At 42.9% G+C, this 20,573-nt stretch carries 15 protein-coding genes; all 15 read right to left on the bottom strand.

Going from position 1 to position 20,573, the window contains the following annotated elements:
• Nucleotides 1-672, bottom strand: coding sequence for a CsgG/HfaB family protein (locus HG263_RS11460; RefSeq protein ID WP_171626214.1), 672 nt, complete (start codon nt 670-672; stop codon nt 1-3).
• 289 nt (nt 673-961) lie between these two features.
• Complete coding sequence (locus HG263_RS11465; RefSeq protein WP_171626215.1) at nt 962-2,671, bottom strand: Lnb N-terminal periplasmic domain-containing protein; 1,710 nt, start codon at nt 2,669-2,671, stop codon at nt 962-964.
• Nucleotides 2,672-2,759: 88 nt separating this feature from the next.
• A complete protein-coding gene (locus HG263_RS11470; RefSeq protein ID WP_171626216.1) occupies nt 2,760-3,119 on the bottom strand; it encodes an adenosine deaminase in 360 nt (119 codons plus the stop codon).
• Between the two features lie 566 nt (nt 3,120-3,685).
• The gene (gene tuf / locus HG263_RS11475) at nt 3,686-4,870 is read right to left on the bottom strand and encodes an elongation factor Tu (RefSeq protein WP_152087331.1); all 1,185 of its coding nucleotides are present in this window, start codon (nt 4,868-4,870) and stop codon (nt 3,686-3,688) included.
• 60 nt (nt 4,871-4,930) lie between these two features.
• The gene (fusA, locus tag HG263_RS11480; protein ID WP_171626217.1) at nt 4,931-7,045 is read right to left on the bottom strand and encodes an elongation factor G; all 2,115 of its coding nucleotides are present in this window, start codon (nt 7,043-7,045) and stop codon (nt 4,931-4,933) included.
• Between the two features lie 27 nt (nt 7,046-7,072).
• The gene (gene rpsG, locus HG263_RS11485) at nt 7,073-7,543 is read right to left on the bottom strand and encodes a 30S ribosomal protein S7 (RefSeq protein ID WP_152087333.1); all 471 of its coding nucleotides are present in this window, start codon (nt 7,541-7,543) and stop codon (nt 7,073-7,075) included.
• A 102-nt stretch (nt 7,544-7,645) separates the two neighbouring features.
• Nucleotides 7,646-8,020 carry a 30S ribosomal protein S12 gene (gene rpsL, locus HG263_RS11490; RefSeq protein ID WP_010367657.1) on the bottom strand — a complete coding sequence of 125 codons (375 nt, stop codon included), beginning with the start codon at nt 8,018-8,020 and terminating at the stop codon, nt 7,646-7,648.
• A gap of 394 nt (nt 8,021-8,414) precedes the next feature.
• Entirely contained in the window at nt 8,415-12,596 is a 4,182-nt protein-coding gene (gene rpoC, locus HG263_RS11495; protein WP_171626218.1) for a DNA-directed RNA polymerase subunit beta', read from the bottom strand.
• 115 nt (nt 12,597-12,711) lie between these two features.
• On the bottom strand, nt 12,712-16,737 hold the full coding sequence (gene rpoB / locus HG263_RS11500; RefSeq protein ID WP_171626219.1) for a DNA-directed RNA polymerase subunit beta: 4,026 nt from the start codon (nt 16,735-16,737) through the stop codon (nt 12,712-12,714).
• 268 nt (nt 16,738-17,005) lie between these two features.
• Nucleotides 17,006-17,368, bottom strand: coding sequence for a 50S ribosomal protein L7/L12 (rplL, locus tag HG263_RS11505; protein ID WP_171626220.1), 363 nt, complete (start codon nt 17,366-17,368; stop codon nt 17,006-17,008).
• A 71-nt stretch (nt 17,369-17,439) separates the two neighbouring features.
• The gene (gene rplJ, locus HG263_RS11510; RefSeq protein ID WP_171626221.1) at nt 17,440-17,934 is read right to left on the bottom strand and encodes a 50S ribosomal protein L10; all 495 of its coding nucleotides are present in this window, start codon (nt 17,932-17,934) and stop codon (nt 17,440-17,442) included.
• Nucleotides 17,935-18,273: 339 nt separating this feature from the next.
• Nucleotides 18,274-18,975, bottom strand: a complete 702-nt coding sequence (gene rplA / locus HG263_RS11515) for a 50S ribosomal protein L1 (RefSeq protein WP_152087337.1) — start codon at nt 18,973-18,975, stop codon at nt 18,274-18,276.
• A 5-nt stretch (nt 18,976-18,980) separates the two neighbouring features.
• Complete coding sequence (gene rplK, locus HG263_RS11520; protein WP_105167006.1) at nt 18,981-19,409, bottom strand: 50S ribosomal protein L11; 429 nt, start codon at nt 19,407-19,409, stop codon at nt 18,981-18,983.
• Between the two features lie 178 nt (nt 19,410-19,587).
• The gene (gene nusG, locus HG263_RS11525; protein ID WP_171626222.1) at nt 19,588-20,145 is read right to left on the bottom strand and encodes a transcription termination/antitermination protein NusG; all 558 of its coding nucleotides are present in this window, start codon (nt 20,143-20,145) and stop codon (nt 19,588-19,590) included.
• A gap of 4 nt (nt 20,146-20,149) precedes the next feature.
• A complete protein-coding gene (secE, locus tag HG263_RS11530; RefSeq protein ID WP_171626223.1) occupies nt 20,150-20,527 on the bottom strand; it encodes a preprotein translocase subunit SecE in 378 nt (125 codons plus the stop codon).
• Nucleotides 20,528-20,573 lie beyond the last annotated feature (46 nt).

The following is a 20,573-nucleotide window of genomic DNA, read 5'->3' on the forward strand; positions in this document are numbered from 1 at the left end:
CTAGTTTGGCTGCCAATCGCCTTTGTCTATTCCAGTGACCAGATTATTTACCGCCTCTCTAATCGCTAAGTCGAGTACTTTGCCATTTAACGTTGCGTCATAACTAGCCGTGCTACCAAAGCCCAAAACCTCGCGGCTAGATAAACTGTATTCACCTGCTCCTTGAACGGAATAAACTACTTCTGAAGTCGATACCTCAACAATATTCAAATTAACTTTTGCATAGGCAACTTGTGATTTACCTTTTCCAAGTATGCCGAATAACTGTTTATCACCTTGCTGCTTTCTACCAAATTCCGATACATCACCTGTTACAACGTATTTAGCTCCCTTTATGTTTTGTTGTACGCCAGAAAAACCAGCCTCTTGTTGAAGTTCACTTAAATTAGATCGTTCTAAAACCGTAAACCGATTACTTTGCTGAAGGTGGGTAAGTAAGATAGTTTTTGCTTGAGAGCCTAACCTATCAGTACCATTGCTAAATATGCCATTTTGAAATGGGGACTGATTTTGAAACTTACCGACTGACAGCTGACTTTTCTTGCCTGTGTAAGAAGAATGAAACGACTGAACCTTTTTGGTTTCAATTGTTTGCGCTGATTCAGTAACTGAACAGCCACTAAGTAATACTGAAACAACAGCAGCGGCCACTAAAAATTGTTTTTGAAACATGCCTTTATCCTTATTTAACGTATGCCTTTTAAATGAGCAATTAATGAACTTATTTTGCTTTATAAAGTAAGTATACGTGTCGTAACTAGGCGCGCTGTAATAGTATGTAAATATATGTACGAACCAACCGACATAAAATTACGTCTGAGACTTTGGCTATAAATTGAAGAAGTTTCTATTGTTTCTTTACTCGAAACATTGACCGTGTTAGCACGCATTATCGCAACCAAGAGTCGCTATACAAATAAAACACTCTCTAATCGGTGTTTATATAAAGCCAGAGATGTACTCAAAAATAAAGCTTGTAGCCCACAAATAAAGTTAAATTGGAAGTCGGCTCATGCCAGTCGCTATAATTTACTCCAAATAACATGGCTTGATCAGCGTCAATCGTGAATGTATTCCCAAGCTCAATTTTAACACTTCCTTGATGCTGATTATTCTCATTAAACACCCACTTTACGCTTAGGTTTAGTTTATTGTTCCCTCTTAAGTACGCAAACAAGCCAGCTTCCAATTTGCTCTCTAGCCATAACTTTCTAGCATCAGTTACAAGTGCCCCGCCAAGCGTTCCATAGTATTGCAAAGCCGCCATTGGTTGAAAGCTGAACCCAATTCCTCCATCCACAAAAATCTTACTTTCATTTTTAAAGCTGTGGGCATTAAAGCCACTATAAGCCATAGAAAAATAGCCTGATAACCCATTAACGGCTGGCTCATAGGGGATATATTGAGAAATACCATATAAGGTGAATTCATCTAGTTTAACTTTATCATCCGAAATAATAATTTTAGGACTTATAAGTTGTAATGAAGACTCCGAAAAAGCATGTCTATTATCGTCACTAACCAAATGAGATGCTGGAATAGCTTTTATAGATAAATACGGCGATTGATTATTCATAAATAAGCTGAATGATAGCTGGCTGTCTCCAAGGCGGTTTAATGGATTTTTAAAATTACCAACATCAATTTCTAAGCTGCTTACACTGTCAATTAGATTACTAATTTTCCTGTTATTGAGCTGCCATAACTCTTTCGTTATCTTTTTTTGGTCAAATAAGTATTGGTTAAGTGCTAAAAGATATTGACCAGTCAAAAGCATATCAGCCTCAGTACCATTTAATCTTGGCACTTGTCCACTGATTAGCTGTCGATTAAATTGCCTCTTTTTACCACTCGATAAATTTTTACCGTATGCACGCAGCTGCCAATTTAATGATGGAGTAATTGTTGACCTAGAAACCAATCGACTTTGATTAACTACTTTCACAACATCCAAAGGCGTTAGCCAAGATGATTGCGATTGAATCATATTTGGCTCTATAATCCCTAAAATATCCAAAGTGATTGTTGCGCAATTGTGCGTGTGAAAAAAGTAATCTATCCTGCGGTTTTTTAGCTCCCACAAATGCAGTGTGATGAGTTTTACTTCATACTCACTCAAGCCTAAGTGATATTCATAAATATTTCTGGACTCTACTTTTCCGTAAAACTGCTCACTTTCAGAGTAAGGAGAAACAACAAAATGACCTTGCTTTCCAGTAACTATTGACTCAAATAATAACTTGGGCACATTGATACTATCAACATCAGTAAAATACGATACCGCGTGCTCACGACCACTTTTACTATTTAACTTTAAGAAACTGTGACCCATAAAGCTACTTGGGCTGACGAGGTTTTCGGAAGCATAAACCAAGCTGATTGAATCTGTATTCACAGATTTTAAGTAGTGCTTTAAATCATCACAATGATCGAAGCTCACTTGCCCTACTTCAGAGTAGTGTTTACTAATCCATAAAGCCCGAGCAGGGAATGTACATACAAAAGCGTCTTTTTCCTTTTTGTCATCCAGCATCACCTTCAACGAACTACGAAGCTCAACTTCAACATTATCTCGCCTTGAAAAAGCGAAAAACGTTTCATCTTGTACCGCAATAGTTGATTCTTTCTTGTGTAAAAGCGCGCGAAATACAGCAAGATCAGACTCGGTCATTGAAAATGCTAGAGTCTGGCAGGACGTTAATATGCTGAAAAAAAAAGAAGCAACCATGCTTCTTTTTTTGAAAAAGTATGAGAGCATCTTATTGTGCGCAAGTAATACTTACAGCGTCTTGATAACGCCACATTTTTTCTGATGCATAATCTGTTGTAGAGCCAAACGCACCACCAGAAAGTATATTAACAAAGAAAGTAGGTTCTACTTCTTTGTTTAACGCGATTTCTTGCTCACACCCTGCAGTAGTTACTTTCAAAGTTTTATTCTTATTTTCTTTCTTAACTTCAACGATACCAGGTGCTGTTTGCGTTACTCCGTCTACTTCAAGTTGTAAGTTACTCTTGCTTGAGTTCACGTTGATACGGTGAACGTCTTCTGTAAGAATGGTAGAACAACCAGATGCTGTAACAATCGCAGCGCCAATAACTAAGTTAACTAATTTCATTATTTATATTCCATATTTATAAATATCCAAAAACCGTTCTTATAATAGCAACAAAAGTATAGTTTAGGAACAAAAAAAGGAACAGAGCAAGATTCTTACTAATTGAAAATAGAACAAAAATCACCCAGACAGTAAAAATCAGCCAAGAGATCAGAGTTTATTATTTGCAACAATCATCTCACAGTTGTGAAGTAGATAATTCATAAAACTCAACAATCAAGTTAAAAGCAACTGACTTAATCATGAAGAACAAGACAAAATTATCGAATTTAACGATACGATATTAAATGAAGCGTATAAGGTAAGCGAACCCTAACACTGTCGGATGCCCCTCCGTTTATCCGACCTACGCCCCAAATTACAGCCATTAAAAAAAGACCATCGAAGTGACTTTCGTGCAAGAGTTTAATGACAAAGCGCGCTGCGCGCTTACATTCCTTTGCACAAGGTGAAGTGAGCCAATCTAACAACCGCTTCGGGACTCACAACCCAAAATCCGAACATAAAAAAACCCGAGCCTAAACTCGGGTTTTTCTAATGCTTTGTGGCATTAACTAAAGTCGATATTACTCAACGATAGTTGCTACAACACCAGCACCTACTGTACGACCACCTTCACGGATAGCGAAGCGTAAACCTTCGTCCATCGCGATTGGTACGATTAGGTCTACAGTCATCTTGATGTTGTCACCAGGCATTACCATTTCTACGCCTTCTGGTAACTCAACGTTACCTGTTACGTCAGTTGTACGGAAGTAGAACTGTGGACGGTAGCCTTTGAAGAATGGTGTATGACGACCACCTTCATCTTTAGAAAGTACGTATACTTCTGAAGTGAACTTCGTGTGTGGAGTGATTGAACCAGGCTTCGCTAGTACTTGACCACGTTCTACTTCGTCACGCTTAGTACCACGTAGAAGTGCACCGATGTTCTCACCCGCACGACCTTCGTCTAGAAGCTTACGGAACATCTCAACACCCGTACAAGTTGTCTTCGTTGTATCTTTGATACCTACGATTTCAACTTCGTCGTTCACGTTGATGATACCAGCTTCAACACGGCCTGTTACTACTGTACCACGACCCTGGATTGAGAATACGTCTTCGATAGGCATGATGAATGGCTTATCGATGTCACGCTCTGGCTCTGGGATGTAAGTGTCTAGTGCTTCTGCAAGCTCAACAATCTTGTCTTCCCACTCTTTCTCGCCTTCTAACGCTTTAAGCGCAGAACCTTGGATTAGAGGTAGGTCATCACCTGGGAAGTCATATTCAGAAAGAAGTTCACGTACTTCCATCTCTACTAGCTCTAGAAGCTCTTCGTCGTCAACCATGTCACATTTGTTCATGAACACGATGATGTAAGGTACACCAACCTGACGAGAAAGTAGGATGTGCTCACGTGTTTGAGGCATAGGACCGTCAGTAGCTGCAACTACTAGGATCGCGCCGTCCATCTGTGCAGCACCAGTGATCATGTTTTTAACATAGTCAGCGTGTCCTGGACAGTCTACGTGTGCGTAGTGACGAGTTGGCGTGTCGTACTCAACGTGTGAAGTTGAGATTGTGATACCACGCTCACGCTCTTCTGGAGCGTTATCGATTGATGCGAAATCTTTTGCTTCACCACCGTATACTTTTGCAAGTACGTTAGTGATTGCTGCAGTTAGGGTAGTTTTACCGTGGTCAACGTGGCCGATTGTACCTACGTTTACGTGCGGTTTTACGCGTTCAAACTTTTCTTTTGCCATCTTAAAAAATTCCTATAAAGAAATTAAAGTCCAGCCCTAAGAGACCGGACCGAACTAAAATTACTTAACAGCGCGAGCTGCAATAATTGTGTCAGCTACACTCTTAGCCGCTTCTGCGTACTTGGAAAATTCCATAGAGTACGAGGCACGACCTTGTGTAGCAGAACGAAGATCGGTTGCATAACCAAACATTTCAGAAAGCGGTACTTGTGCATTAACTTGCTTCAAACCACCAAATGCTTCTTCCATGCCTTCGATTATGCCACGACGACGATTTAAATCACCTACTACATCACCCATGTTACTCTCAGGGGTGATAACTTCAACCTTCATGATTGGTTCTAAAATAATTGGCTGCGCTTCAAGCGCACCATTTTTAAAACCAATTGAACCTGCGATTTTAAACGCCATCTCGTTTGAGTCTACGTCATGGAACGAGCCATCAAACAAAGTTGCTTTAACACCCAATAGCGGATAACCGGCAAGGACACCTTGTCGCATCTGCTCTTGAATACCTTTATCAACCGCTGGGATGTACTCTTTTGGTACTGCACCACCGACGATTTCATTTACGAACTCGTATGTAGGCGCTTCATCATCAGAGATATCCATCGGTTCAAGCTTAAGCCAAACATGACCATATTGACCACGACCACCAGACTGACGTACAAACTTACCTTCCGCTTTTACCGAGTTACGAATTGTCTCACGGTAAGCTACTTGAGGTTTACCAACGTTACATTCAACGCTGAATTCACGTTTCATACGATCAACAATGATATCTAGGTGAAGCTCACCCATACCAGAGATGATCGTTTGCCCTGATTCTTCATCCGTTTCTACACGGAATGATGGGTCTTCTGCAGCTAGTTTACCTAGCGCAATACCCATTTTGTCTTGGTCAGCCACTGTTCTTGGCTCAACCGCAACTGAAATCACCGGCTCAGGAAATTCCATGCGCTCTAAAGTGATAACAGCTTCTTGTGAACATAATGTGTCACCCGTGGTGACATCTTTTAGACCAATAGCCGCCGCGATGTCGCCAGCGCGTACTTCTTTGATCTCTTCACGAGAATTTGCGTGCATTTGAACAATACGGCCCAAACGCTCTTTTTTGCTCTTAATCGGGTTGTATACCGCATCACCCTGCTTAACAGTACCAGAATAAACACGGAAAAAAGTTAAAGTACCTACAAATGGGTCTGTGGCAATTTTAAATGCCAACGCCGAAAACGGCGCATTATCATCTGCAGGACGGGTAGCTTCAGAGTCGTCCTCTAAGATACCTTGAATGTCTTTAACTTCAGTAGGTGACGGCATGTACTCAATAACCGCGTCAAGCACTGCTTGAACGCCTTTGTTTTTGAATGCACTACCACAGGTCATTGGCACAATTTCGTTCGCCAATGTCTGCTGGCGAAGCGCTGATTTTATCTCAGCCTCGCTTAATTCGCCGCCTTCTAAATATTTATCCATTAGCTCTTCAGAAGCCTCTGCTGCACTCTCAACTAGGTGAGAGCGCCACTCTTCGGCTAAATCCTGAAGCTCTGCTGGGATCTCTTCATAATTAAACGTCATCCCCTGGTCGTCATTATTCCAGTTGATGGCTTTCATTTTGATGAGATCAATAACACCTTTAAATTCGTCTTCAGCACCAATTGGTAGCTGAATAGGCACAGGTGTGGCGCCCAGGCGAGATTTCACCTGTTCCACAACAGCAAGGAAGTCTGCGCCAGTGCGATCCATTTTATTTACGAATACCATACGAGGTACTGCGTATTTGTTCGCCTGACGCCAAACTGTTTCTGTCTGTGGCTGTACACCTGATGAAGCACACAACACGACAACCGCACCATCGAGTACACGTAAAGAACGTTCTACTTCAATGGTAAAGTCTACGTGTCCTGGAGTATCAATGATATTGATACGATGGTCGTCAAATTGCGCGTCCATCCCTCTCCAAAAACACGTGGTTGCAGCAGACGTGATTGTGATACCACGTTCCTGCTCCTGCTCCATCCAGTCCATAGTTGCAGCACCATCGTGAACTTCACCGATCTTATGAGAAAGACCCGTGTAGAACAGAACACGTTCTGTTGTGGTGGTTTTGCCTGCATCTACGTGAGCACAAATACCGATGTTACGATAGCGCTCAATAGGAGTTGTACGTGCCATATTATCCTCTTAAAGGGTGTTAGCAGATTACCAACGGTAGTGAGCGAATGCTTTGTTCGCTTCAGCCATACGGTGAACGTCTTCACGTTTCTTAACCGCAGTGCCTTTGTTTTCAGCAGCGTCAACGATTTCTTGAGCTAAACGTAAGCCCATAGATTTCTCGCCACGCTTACGTGCAGCTTCAACCAACCAACGCATACCTAATGCATTGCGACGAACTGGACGTACTTCAACTGGTACTTGGTATGTAGAACCACCAACACGGCGAGATTTAACCTCTACCGCAGGGCGTACATTTTCAAGTGCAGATTCAAAGATTTCTAGGTGCGACTTGCCTGATTTCTCAGCAGCCACGTCTAACGCACCGTATACGATTTTTTCAGCAGTAGATTTCTTGCCGTCTAACATTACTACGTTAACGAATTTAGCAAGAAGTTCTGATCCGAACTTAGGATCTGGAAGAATTTTACGTTGACCTATTACGCGTCTTCTAGGCATTTTATATCTCCGGTATCTTCAGGTTCGCCTTATTGGGCGACTCCCAAAACAAATTATTTAAAAATTAAAACTTAAGTGCTTGGCCTTACTAACGGAGAACCATTAGCCCTTAGGGCGTTTTGCACCGTACTTAGAACGAGCCTGTCTACGGTCGTTTACGCCGGCACAGTCAAGTGCACCACGAACAGTGTGGAAACGCACACCTGGTAAGTCTTTAACACGACCACCACGGATTAGGATAACACTGTGTTCTTGAAGGTTGTGACCTTCACCACCAATGTATGAAGTTACTTCGAAACCGTTAGTTAAACGCACACGTGCTACTTTACGTAATGCAGAGTTTGGTTTCTTAGGTGTAGTTGTATATACGCGAGTACATACACCACGCTTTTGCGGACAAGCTTTAAGCGCAGCTGAGTTACTTTTTGTAACCTTGCTACGACGTGGCTTACGCACTAGCTGGTTAATAGTTGCCATTAAATAGCTCCTGATTAGTTAAAAATTACTACTGAAAAAATATAAAAATCGTCCCAAATTCTTCGCCACTTTCGTGGAACGAATAAATGGGTGGCCGAATTTTAATGAGCAAAGATTAACCTGTCAATAAAAACCGCGCTTAGAGTGGGAAATTTGCAGTATTTAATCGTGATTTTCGCTTTTTGACACAAATCACTGCTAACAGGTTAAATTAGGTTTGGAATTTGATATGTTCCGATCGTGCTGTATATGAAGCAATGAGTAGGATAACATTTCTTGCAATTCGATGCTATCAAACTAAGAGAATAACCTGCCCAATCAGTATAAAATACAGGCAAAAAAAAGCAGCTCATTGAGCTGCTTTTTCATTTTTACATCTATCAGTAATAACGAATTACTCGTTACCACCTAGTAAATCAGCGTTTAGTGCATCGGTAAGTGCTTGAGTTGCTTCTTCAGCACTTACAGTTTGCTCTTCAACTGGCATTTCTGCTTGTTTACGACGGTTAATGCGATCTTGGTGATACGCAAAACCTGTACCCGCAGGAATTAGACGACCAACAATTACGTTTTCTTTCAGACCACGTAATTCATCGCTCTTACCATTCACAGCTGCTTCTGTAAGAACACGTGTTGTTTCCTGGAACGATGCCGCTGAGATGAATGACTCAGTAGCAAGTGACGCTTTAGTAATACCCATAAGCTGAATTTCAAACTTCGCTGGGATCTTACCTTGCTTCTCAAGCTCACGATTAGAAATGTTCACACGTGCCACTTCAACCTGCTCACCCGCTAAGAACTCAGTGTCACCACCATCTAGGATGATACACTTACGTAGCATCTGACGAATGATAGTCTCAATGTGCTTATCGTTAATCTTTACACCCTGCAAACGGTATACTTCTTGTACTTCGTTTACGATGTAATTAGATACATCAGTCACACCACGTAGACGTAGGATATCGTGTGGAGACTCAGGACCATCGGCGATAACTTCACCTTTAGAAACCTGCTCACCTTCGAACACGTTAAGCTGACGCCATTTCGGGATCATCTCTTCGTACGCATCACCCTGTTCTGGTGTGATAACTAAGCGCTTCTTACCTTTGGTCTCTTTACCGAAGCTGATAGTACCTGTGATCTCAGCAAGAATTGCAGGATCTTTTGGCTTACGAGCTTCAAATAAGTCCGCTACGCGCGGTAGACCACCGGTGATGTCACGTGTCTTCGAACCTTCTTGAGGAATACGTGCAAGTACCGCACCCGGTAGCGCTTTAGCACCATCGGTAATTTCAATCGTAGTAAACGAAGGAAGACGGATCTCTTGCAAACCACGCTCGTCATTTTCAACGATTAGCTTAGGCTCTTTCGCGTTCACTTTAGCAAGGTCTTTAACAACCACACGCGTCAAACCAGTTAGTTCATCAGTTTGCGCTTCTGTGTTGCTATCATCAATATCTGAGAACGAGATCTTAGATTCGTGCTCAATGATGATTGGGTGACTATGCGGGTCCCAAGTAGCAACAATGTCGTTACCTTTAACGTCAGCACCGTCTTGAACTGTTAATACCGCACCATAAGGTACTTTATAACGCTCTTTTTCACGACCATGTTCATCAATGATAGTGATTTCGGTTGAACGCGATGTAATAACAATCTTGCCATCAGTATTTAATACATACTTGGCATTATGCAGTTTCAGGCTACCGTTGGTCTTAACTTGTACACTGTTCTCTGCTGATGCTCGTGATGCCGCACCACCGATGTGGAACGTACGCATCGTAAGCTGTGTACCCGGCTCACCGATTGATTGAGCAGCAATAACACCAACAGACTCACCTGCGTTGATCAAGTGGCCACGTGCAAGGTCACGACCATAACACTTGGCACACACACCAAAGTCGTTGTCACAAGTGATAACTGAACGTACACGAACTTCATCCACTGAGTGTTCTTCTAAAAGGTCACACAGTTTTTCGTCAAGCATAATGTTACGCTCAACTAATACTTCATCAGTACCAGGCTTAACAACATCTTCAGCTACAACACGACCTAATACACGCTCGCGCAGTGGTTCTACAACGTCACCACCTTCAATTAGCGGCTTCATTGTTAGACCATCTAATGTGCCACAATCGTCATCATTGATAACTAAATCTTGTGCCACGTCTACTAGACGACGAGTTAGGTAACCCGAGTTCGCTGTCTTAAGTGCCGTATCGGCAAGACCTTTACGCGCACCGTGGGTTGAGATGAAGTACTGTAGTACGTTTAGACCTTCACGGAAGTTAGCCGTGATAGGCGTCTCGATGATTGAACCATCTGGACGTGCCATTAGACCACGCATACCAGCTAACTGACGGATCTGAGCGGCACTACCACGAGCACCTGAGTCTGCCATCATAAACACAGAGTTAAATGATGGTTGCTCTTCTTCTTCGCCTTGAGCGTTGATAACGGTATCTTTTGACAAGTTCGCCATCATCTCACGTGATAAGTTTTCGTTAACACGTGACCAGATATCGATAACTTTGTTGTATTTCTCACCCGCAGTTACAAGACCTGATTGGAACTGTTGGTTAATTTCATTTACTTCTGCTTCTGCATTTTCAATGATTTCAGCTTTAATTGGTGGGATAACTAAGTCATCAATACCAATTGAAACACCTGACTTCATCGCATAATGGAAACCTGTGTACATTACTTGGTCAGCAAATACCACAGTATCTTTTAGACCTAGACGACGGTAACATTCGTTCAGAAGACCAGAAATTTGCTTTTTACCTAGCGGCTTATTGATAAGCTCAAACGGCAAGCCCACTGGCAGCACTAGAGATAAAATCGCACGACCAACCGTCGTATCAATGATCTCTGTCACTTCCGAACGTTCTTTGGTTTCTTCATCAATACGTGTTTCAGTAATACGTACTTTTACACGTGCGTGAAGTTCAGCAGTCCCTGTACGGTATGCTTTTTCAGCTTCTTTAGGATCTTTAAATACAATGCCTTCGCCTTTACCGTTAATACGGTCACGAGTCATGTAGTAAAGACCTAATACAACGTCCTGTGAAGGTACGATGATTGGCTCACCGTTCGCTGGAGATAGGATGTTGTTAGTCGACATCATCAGCGCACGGGCTTCAAGCTGTGCTTCAATTGTTAACGGTACGTGTACCGCCATTTGGTCACCGTCGAAGTCAGCGTTGTACGCCGCACACACAAGTGGGTGTAGGTGAATCGCTTTACCTTCGATAAGTACCGGTTCAAACGCTTGGATACCCAGACGGTGAAGTGTTGGTGCACGGTTCAGAAGAACTGGGTGCTCACGAATAACTTCATCTAGTACGTCCCAAACCTCTGGTACTTCGCGTTCAACCATCTTCTTCGCAGCTTTGATGGTTGTCGCCATACCACGGCGTTCTAATTTACCGTAGATAAACGGCTTGAATAGCTCAAGTGCCATCTTCTTAGGAAGACCACACTGGTGCAATTTAAGCGTAGGACCAACGGTGATTACAGAACGGCCTGAGTAGTCAACACGCTTACCTAGAAGGTTTTGACGGAAACGACCTTGCTTACCTTTGATCATGTCTGCAAGCGACTTAAGTGGACGCTTGTTAGAACCTGTGATAGCACGGCCACGACGACCGTTATCAAGTAGCGCATCAACCGCTTCTTGTAACATACGTTTTTCGTTACGTACGATGATATCAGGTGCAGCTAAGTCTAAAAGGCGCTTCAGACGATTGTTACGGTTGATAACTCGACGGTATAAGTCGTTCAAGTCAGACGTAGCAAAACGACCGCCATCTAGTGGTACTAGCGGACGTAAATCTGGTGGAAGAACCGGAAGCACGCTCATGATCATCCACTCAGGGTTGTTACCTGATTGGTGGAAAGATTCCATCAGCTTAAGACGCTTTGTGATCTTCTTACGCTTAGTCTCAGAGTTAATTGTTGGTAACTCTTCACGCATTTCGGCGATTAATTGACCAAGATCTAGTTCGCGTAGCAAATCAAGTACAGCTTCTGCACCCATTTTCGCTTCGAATTCATCACCGTGCTCTTCTAGTGCATCAAGGTACTCTTCTTCACCTAATAGCTGACCACGCTCAAGCGTTGTCATACCAGGTTCAGTTACGACGAATGATTCGAAGTAAAGTACACGTTCAATGTCACGCAACGTCATATCTAGCATTAAGCCGATACGAGATGGTAATGATTTTAAGAACCAGATATGCGCAACTGGGCTCGCCAGTTCGATATGACCCATACGGTCACGACGCACTTTAGTTAACGTTACTTCAACGCCACATTTTTCACAGATCACACCACGGTGTTTTAAGCGCTTATATTTACCACATAAACACTCATAATCTTTCACTGGGCCGAAAATACGGGCACAGAATAAGCCGTCACGCTCAGGCTTGAAAGTACGGTAGTTGATTGTCTCAGGTTTCTTTACCTCACCATAAGACCATGAACGCACCATGTCTGGTGAAGCAAGACCAATGCGAATCGCATCAAATTCTTCGGTCTTATTTTGTTGCTTCAGAAACTTAAGTAAGTCTTTCACCTTAGCTCTCCTGTCGGAGGTTAATCTTGAGGGCAAGCGTCGCCTGCCCCTTCATTCTTTCAGTCCGGCTACCCACTGGGAGGGTAACTGCCACAGCTAAGCTGCGGCGGTCGGATTAATTTTCTTCCAACTCGATGTTGATACCCAGTGAGCGGATTTCTTTGAGCAATACGTTGAATGACTCTGGCATACCCGGTTCCATCTTATGGTTACCGTCAACGATGTTCTTATACATCTTAGTACGACCGTTTACGTCATCCGACTTAACTGTCAACATTTCCTGTAGTGTATAGGCAGCACCGTATGCTTCTAATGCCCATACCTCCATCTCACCGAAACGCTGTCCACCGAACTGTGCTTTACCACCCAGCGGCTGCTGAGTAACTAAGCTGTAAGAACCTGTTGAACGCGCGTGCATCTTGTCATCAACCAAGTGGTTAAGTTTCAACATGTACATGTAACCAACAGTTACTTGACGTTCAAACGCATCACCAGTACGGCCATCGTAAAGTGTTACCTGACCGCTTGATGGATAACCACCTAACTCAAGTAGCTCTTTAATTTCGCTTTCTTTAGCACCATCAAATGCAGGTGTCGCAATTGGCAAACCACCTTTAAGGTTTTCAGCTAAGCGACGCACTTCATCATCTGTGAAGCTATTGATATCAACTTTCTGACGGCAATCACCTACTTCATACGCCTTCTTAATGAAGTCACGTAATTCAGCAAGTTCACGCTGTTCTTTGAGCATTTCTTCGATACGCTCACCGATACCACGAGCAGCAAGACCCATGTGAGTTTCTAGGATCTGACCGATGTTCATACGCGATGGTACACCTAGTGGGTTCAATACGATGTCTACTGTACGACCTTTGTCATCGTAAGGCATGTCTTCAACAGGTACGATAGTAGAGATTACACCCTTGTTACCGTGACGACCCGCCATCTTATCACCAGGTTGAATACGACGTTTAACCGCAAGGTAAACTTTAACTATCTTCAATACGCCCGGCGCTAAGTCATCACCTTGAGTGATCTTGCGACGTTTGTTTTCAAATTTCTTATCGTATTCAGCTTTAAGCTCATCGTACTGTGCAGCTAATTGCTCAAGTTCTGATTGCTGCTCTTCATCTGCAAGGCTCTGCGTAAGCAGCTTGTCAGTTGAAAGGCCTGCAATACGACTTTCATCGAAGCCAGCTTTAGCAAGTAGATTGCGTGCACGCGTTAATACACCGCCTTCAAGGATCTTGAATTCTTCGTTAAAGTCTTTCTTCGCTTCACGAAGTTGCATGTCTTCAACTTCTAAAGCGCGCTTGTCTTTTTCAACGCCATCACGTGTAAATACTTGAACATCAATAACAGTACCTGTTACAGAGTTTGGTACACGTAATGAGCTGTCTTTAACATCTGAGGCTTTTTCACCGAAGATAGCACGTAGTAACTTTTCTTCAGGAGTCAGTTGCGTTTCGCCTTTAGGCGTTACTTTACCAACTAGGATATCGCCGCCTTTAACTTCAGCACCGATGTATACAACACCTGATTCATCTAGCTTTCCAAGTGCAGATTCACCTACGTTTGGAATATCCGCTGTAATTTCTTCAGGACCTAACTTAGTGTCACGTGCGATACATTGTAGTTCTTGAATGTGGATAGTCGTTAGACGATCTTCTTCAACCACGCGCTCAGATAGCAAGATCGAGTCCTCGAAGTTGTAACCATTCCAAGGCATGAATGCTACACGTAAGTTTTGACCAAGAGCTAAGTCACCTAAATCTGTAGATGGACCATCTGCAAGTACGTCACCACGAACAACCGGTTCACCAACCATACAAGTTGGCTTTTGGTTGATACAGGTGTTTTGGTTTGAACGTGTGTACTTAGTTAAGTTGTAAATATCGATACCCGCTTCACCAGGAACACGTTCTTCTTCATTTACGTTAACTACGATACGACTTGCATCAGCATACTTAACCACACCGCCGCGCTTAGCAACAATGGTTACACCTGAATCTTTTGCAAGCGTTAGCTCAATACCAGTACCCACTAGCGGCTTGTCTGCTTTTAACGTCGGAACTGCCTGACGTTGCATGTTCGATCCCATCAATGCACGGTTCGCATCATCGTGCTCTAGGAATGGGATAAGTGCCGCAGCCACAGAGATAACCTGCTGTGGAGATACGTCCATATATTGAATGTCAGAACGACCCATGAATGTCGATTCACCTTTGTGACGACACGGGATCTGCTCATCAATAAATTCGTTATTTTCGTCTAAGTTTGTATTTGCCTGAGCGATTACAAACTGACCTTCTTCGATTGCTGATAGGTAATCAACTTCGTCTGTTACAACACCGTCTACCACTTTGCGATATGGTGTTTCTAAGAAACCATAATCGTTAGTACGCGCATAAGTCGATAGCGAGTTGATTAGACCGATGTTTGGACCTTCAGGCGTTTCGATTGGACATACGCGGCCATAGTGCGTTACGTGTACGTCACGTACTTCAAAGCCCGCACGCTCACGCGTTAGACCGCCTGGACCTAATGCAGAAATACGACGCTTATGCGTAACTTCTGATAGCGGGTTGTTTTGGTCCATGAACTGTGAAAGCTGTGACGAACCAAAGAATTCTTTAACTGCCGCAGAAATAGGCTTAGCGTTAATTAAGTCTTGTGGCATTACTGCATCAAGATCACCTAAGCTCAAACGCTCGCGCACTGCACGCTCAACACGCACTAGACCAACACGGAATTGGTTTTCAGCCATTTCGCCAACAGAACGAATACGACGGTTACCTAAGTGGTCGATATCGTCCACTTCGCCTTTACCGTTACGGATATCGATCAATACGCGCATTACAGATACGATATCTTCTTTGCTTAGCGTACCTGGGCCTGTATCAGTATCATAACCAACACGGCTATTGAACTTCATACGACCAACTGTTGACAAATCATAACGCTCTTCAGAGAAGAACAGGTTGTCAAATAGCGCTTCCGCAGCTTCTTTTGTTGGTGGCTCACCAGGGCGCATCATGCGGTAGATTTCTACCAATGCTTCTAGGCGATTGCTTGTAGAGTCGATACGTACTGTATCTGACATATACGCACCACTATCAACGTCGTTGATGTATAGTGTTGCGATACGAGTGTGACCAGCTTTTACAAGCTCAGCCATTAGCTCAAGTGATAACTCATCGTTTGCATTAGCGATTACTTCGCCAGTTGACTCATCGATGTAGTTTTTCGCAACAACACGACCAATGATATATTCATGTGGTACTTCTAATTGCTTAATTTCTTTCTTTTCTAGTGTTTTAATGTGGCGCGCAGTAATACGGCGACCAGATTCAATCACTATTTCACCGTCAGCATCTTTAACATCAAATGCAGCTGTTTCACCACGAAGGCGCGATGGTACTAGCTCCATTAATACTTTACCGTTTGTTACTTCGAATGTTGTGGTTTCGAAGAACAAGCTTAGAATCTCTTCTGTAGAGAATTCTAATGCACGTAAAATGATCGATGCAGGTAATTTACGACGGCGGTCGATACGAACGTAAAGGTTATCTTTAACGTCGAATTCAAAGTCTAACCATGAACCACGGTAAGGAATAACGCGTGCGTTATAAAGCACTTTACCAGACGAGTGCGACTTACCACGGTCGTTATCAAAGAATACACCAGGTGAACGGTGTAGCTGAGAAACGATAACACGCTCTGTTCCGTTGATAACAAAAGTACCGGTGTCAGTCATGAGCGGGATTTCGCCCATGTAAACTTCTTGCTCTTTAATGTCTTTAACTGTGCCTGGTGCGTCTTTATCCATTAGCACAAGACGTAATTTAACGCGAAGTGGAGCAGAATAAGTCACGCCGCGAATTTGACATTCTTTTACATCGAATACTGGCTCACCAATACGATAACTTACGTATTGTAGCTCAGAATTACCCGAGTAGCTTTTGATCGGAAACACAGAACGGAAAGCAGCTTCCAAACCGTGGTCGCCATCAGCGTCCGGATTCAAGAACTTTTTGAACGATTCTAACTGCGTCGACAGTAAGAAAGGTATGTCCAAAACTTGTGGACGTTTACCAAAATCCTTACGGATACGTTTCTTTTCAGAATAAGAGTAAGCCATGGGGTTCCTCAGCTTGCTGATCTTTGACCCAACCTGTTCTTGTAAGAACAGACTTAACTGGCATTCAAGCCATGATAACAACATCTAATTGTTGTACTAAACGCCATTGATATTAGCAAAAAACTGCTTAGTTATTGAAAATACCAGTGAAATTTAGAATTTTATTGCGCGATAGAAAGGTATCTCGCTATAGCGCAAAAGGGCCGGTGATTAAATAATCACCAGCCCTTGCCTGATTTCTCAGGCAGCGAACCTAGCGTTGGCTAGATTACTTGATCTCAACTTCAGCACCAGCTTCTTCAAGATCTTTCTTAAGTGCTTCAGCTTCTTCCTTAGATACACCTTCTTTGATTGGTGCAGGAGCAGACTCTACTAGAGCCTTAGCTTCTTTAAGGCCTAGACCTGTTGCGCCACGTACTGCTTTGATAGCAGCAACTTTGTTAGCGCCAGCAGCAGCAAGAACTACGTCGAACTCAGTCTTTTCTTCAGCAGCTTCAGCAGGACCTGCAGCAACAACAGCAGCAGCTGCAGTTACGCCGAATTTTTCTTCCATTGCTTCTACTAGTTCAACAACTTCCATTACTGACATTTCAGCAATAGCGTCAAGGATTTGGTCTTTAGTTACAGACATTTCAAATTTCCTAATTATTTACGAACCCATGTGGTTCAAAAAATTTATTAAAGAAAGGAGCGGTGCTTAAATTAAGCAGCTTGCTCAGCTTTCTGTACACGTACCGCTTCAATTGTTTTACACAATTTGCCAGCAGACGCTTCTTTCATAGCGCTCATTAAGCGTGCAACAGCTTCGTCGTAAGTAGGTAGCTTAGCAAGCATATCTACGTCTACAACTTTACCTTCGAATGCAGCAGTTTTAAGCTCGAATGCTTCGTTCTTTTTCGCGAAATCTGAGAAGATACGCGCAGCAGCACCTGGGTGCTCTGAAGAGAAAGCGATAAGGCTTGGACCAACTAGTGATTCGTTAAGGCATTCGTAATCAGTGCCTTCAACAGCGCGTCGAGCTAAAGTGTTACGAACAACTTTCATCCATACACCAGCTTCACGAGCTTCTTTACGAAGAGCAGTGATTGCACCTACTGTTACACCACGAGAATCAGCAACAACTGCTGAAAGAGCACCTTTGGCAGCTTCGTTGACTTCAGCAACAATTGCTTTTTTGTCTTGAAGATTTAAAGCCATGGGTGTTACTCCTGGTTTATAGAAAAACAAAGATTTGTTTTTCAGTTCTACTCTACCCTGCTAAAAACTTTAGCAGAGATGCTTTTTACGGCGAGAGCCAGAAGATTAGGAAAAATCTAGCTGGGATTCACACCGTCTACGTAGGACGATTAAGGCCAAAGGCCACCTACGGTCTTGGACGGAAGCGCAATTTATCGCGTTACTATAAAAGTGTTGCGAAATTATACGCTTCAACCCGAATTCGTTTTTTTGTTGATATTATTCAAATGAATTTATCAACAAAATGGCGCAAAATTATAGTTTAAAAATTACGCCATGTAAATGCTAATCTCTAATAAATTATACTTGCGTATTTAGAGTAGCTTGGTCAACAGCAACACCTGCGCCCATAGTTGTTGAGATGCTTACTTTCTTCAAGTAAGTACCTTTTGCTTGAGAAGGCTTAGCTTTCTTAAGCGCAACAAGTAGAGATTCAAGGTTTTGTTGTAACTGCTCAGCAGTGAAGTCCACTTTACCGATAGTAGTGTGGATGATACCGTTCTTATCATTACGGTAACGAACCTGACCAGCTTTAGCATTTTTAACTGCTTCTGCAACATTAGGTGTTACAGTGCCAGTTTTAGGGTTAGGCATAAGACCACGTGGACCTAGGATTTGACCTAGTTGACCAACAACGCGCATTGCATCTGGAGAAGCAACAACAACGTCAAAGTTCATTTCGCCTTTTTTAACTAGTTCAGCAAGGTCTTCCATACCTACTAAATCAGCACCAGCTTCTTTAGCAGCATCAGCGTTAGCACCTTGAGTGAACACAGCTACGCGAACGTCACGACCAGTACCGTGAGGTAGTACAGTTGCACCACGAACGTTTTGGTCAGATTTACGTGCGTCGATACCAAGGTTAACAGCAACGTCAACACTTTCAACGAACTTAGCTGTTGCTAACTCTTTAAGCAATGCAACTGCTTCATTGATTTCGTAATCTTTAGTAACATCCACTTTTTCGCGGATAGTACGCATACGTTTAGTAAGTTTAGCCATTTCTATTAACCCTCTACGTTCAAGCCCATTGCACGTGCAGAACCTGCAATCGTGCGAACCGCAGCTTCCATATCAGCTGCTGTTAAATCTGGACGTTTAGTCTCAACGATCTCTTCAAGTTGAGCACGTGTAACAGTACCCACTTTTTCAGTGTTAGGACGACCAGAACCAGACTTGATGCCTGCAGCTTTCTTAAGAAGGTAAGAAGCAGGTGGAGTCTTCATATCGAACGTGAAAGAACGATCGCTATATACAGAAATAACAACAGGAACAGGTGCGCCTTTCTCGATAGACTCTGTACGTGCGTTGAACGCTTTACAGAATTCCATGATGTTTACACCGTGTTGACCTAGTGCAGGACCTACTGGAGGACTAGGGTTAGCCATACCAGCAGCAACTTGTAGCTTGATTAGAGCTTCAACTTTTTTAGCCATGATAATACCTCATTAGGTGGGTCTTAGCCTTGTGCGCGCGAGGACGCGTACTCAAACGGCTTCCCAATTAATAAAAAAACTTTTTGATTTTGCAAAGAATTAATATCTTTAACATACAAAAAGGCCGCTGATTATAAGTTAACCAGCGGCCTTTTTCAATAGCTCTTTTAAGAAAGAATTATTTATCTTTCTCTACTTGGCCAAATTCTAGATCAACAGGTGTAGAACGACCAAAAATAAGCACGGATACTTTCAAGCGGCTCTTTTCGTAGTCTACTTCTTCAACCACACCACTAAAGTCGGCAAAAGGACCATCAGTTACGCGCACCACTTCACCCACTTCGAACAAGGTTGCTGGCTTAGGAGCTTCAGCATTTTCTTGTAAGCGGTTTAGGATACGGTCAGCTTCTTTTGAACTAATAGGCGCAGGGCGGTCAGACGTACCACCGATAAAGCCCATTACACGCGGTGTGCTATTCACTAAGTGCCAGCTCGCGTCGTTCATATCCATTTCTACCAGTACATAACCTGGGAAAAACTTACGTTCAGATTTACGCTTTTGACCAGCACGCATCTCAACTACTTCTTCAGTTGGGACCAATACTTCACCGAAGCTGTCTTCCAAACCTTCAATTTTGATGTGCTCAATAATAGTTTGAGCAACGCGCTTTTCATAACCTGAAAACGCTTGAATTACGTACCAGCGTAATTTCTTTTCTTTGTTCTCATCCGACATGGGATCAGATCTCCAATCCAGTTAAAAAGCCAACAACTCTGAATAAAATGCCGTCCAGACCCCATAGGATCAACGCCATTACTACTGTCGCAGCCATTACGATAAATGTAGTATGAGTTGTTTCTTGGCGCGTTGGCCAAACAACCTTACGTACTTCGATGCGAGACTCTTTTGCAAAAGCAGCGAAAGTACGCCCCTTCTCAGTTGTAAAAGCGACACCGAGTGCTGCTGCAATTGCTACAACCACGCCAACGGCACGTACTAACACAGACATATCTGCATAAAGATAGTTGCCAACTACCGCACCTGTAAGAAGCGTGATTGCAATTAGCCATTTTACCATGTCCATAGAGCTAGACTGGGTTTCAACATTAGTGCTCATAATTTATTTACCTTAAATACAGACACAACAACCCTGCATATAACAG

The organism is Pseudoalteromonas caenipelagi, from assembly GCF_013140855.1.
Taxonomy (GTDB): Bacteria; Pseudomonadota; Gammaproteobacteria; order Enterobacterales; family Alteromonadaceae; genus Pseudoalteromonas; species Pseudoalteromonas caenipelagi.

Bases quoted from the DNA above. Each gene is read 5' to 3' on its own strand.
- rplK (WP_105167006.1), bottom strand. From the start codon at position 19,409: ATGGCTAAAAAAGTTGAAGCTCTAATCAAGCTACAAGTTGCTGCTGGT.
- rpoB (WP_171626219.1), bottom strand. From the start codon at position 16,737: ATGGCTTACTCTTATTCTGAAAAGAAACGTATCCGTAAGGATTTTGGT.
- rplJ (WP_171626221.1), bottom strand. From the start codon at position 17,934: ATGGCTTTAAATCTTCAAGACAAAAAAGCAATTGTTGCTGAAGTCAAC.
- HG263_RS11470 (WP_171626216.1), bottom strand. From the start codon at position 3,119: ATGAAATTAGTTAACTTAGTTATTGGCGCTGCGATTGTTACAGCATCT.
- rpsL (WP_010367657.1), bottom strand. From the start codon at position 8,020: ATGGCAACTATTAACCAGCTAGTGCGTAAGCCACGTCGTAGCAAGGTT.
- rpsG (WP_152087333.1), bottom strand. From the start codon at position 7,543: ATGCCTAGAAGACGCGTAATAGGTCAACGTAAAATTCTTCCAGATCCT.
- rplA (WP_152087337.1), bottom strand. From the start codon at position 18,975: ATGGCTAAACTTACTAAACGTATGCGTACTATCCGCGAAAAAGTGGAT.
- nusG (WP_171626222.1), bottom strand. From the start codon at position 20,145: ATGTCGGATGAGAACAAAGAAAAGAAATTACGCTGGTACGTAATTCAA.
- HG263_RS11465 (WP_171626215.1), bottom strand. From the start codon at position 2,671: ATGACCGAGTCTGATCTTGCTGTATTTCGCGCGCTTTTACACAAGAAA.
- fusA (WP_171626217.1), bottom strand. From the start codon at position 7,045: ATGGCACGTACAACTCCTATTGAGCGCTATCGTAACATCGGTATTTGT.
- tuf (WP_152087331.1), bottom strand. From the start codon at position 4,870: ATGGCAAAAGAAAAGTTTGAACGCGTAAAACCGCACGTAAACGTAGGT.
- secE (WP_171626223.1), bottom strand. From the start codon at position 20,527: ATGAGCACTAATGTTGAAACCCAGTCTAGCTCTATGGACATGGTAAAA.
- rplL (WP_171626220.1), bottom strand. From the start codon at position 17,368: ATGTCTGTAACTAAAGACCAAATCCTTGACGCTATTGCTGAAATGTCA.
- HG263_RS11460 (WP_171626214.1), bottom strand. From the start codon at position 672: ATGTTTCAAAAACAATTTTTAGTGGCCGCTGCTGTTGTTTCAGTATTA.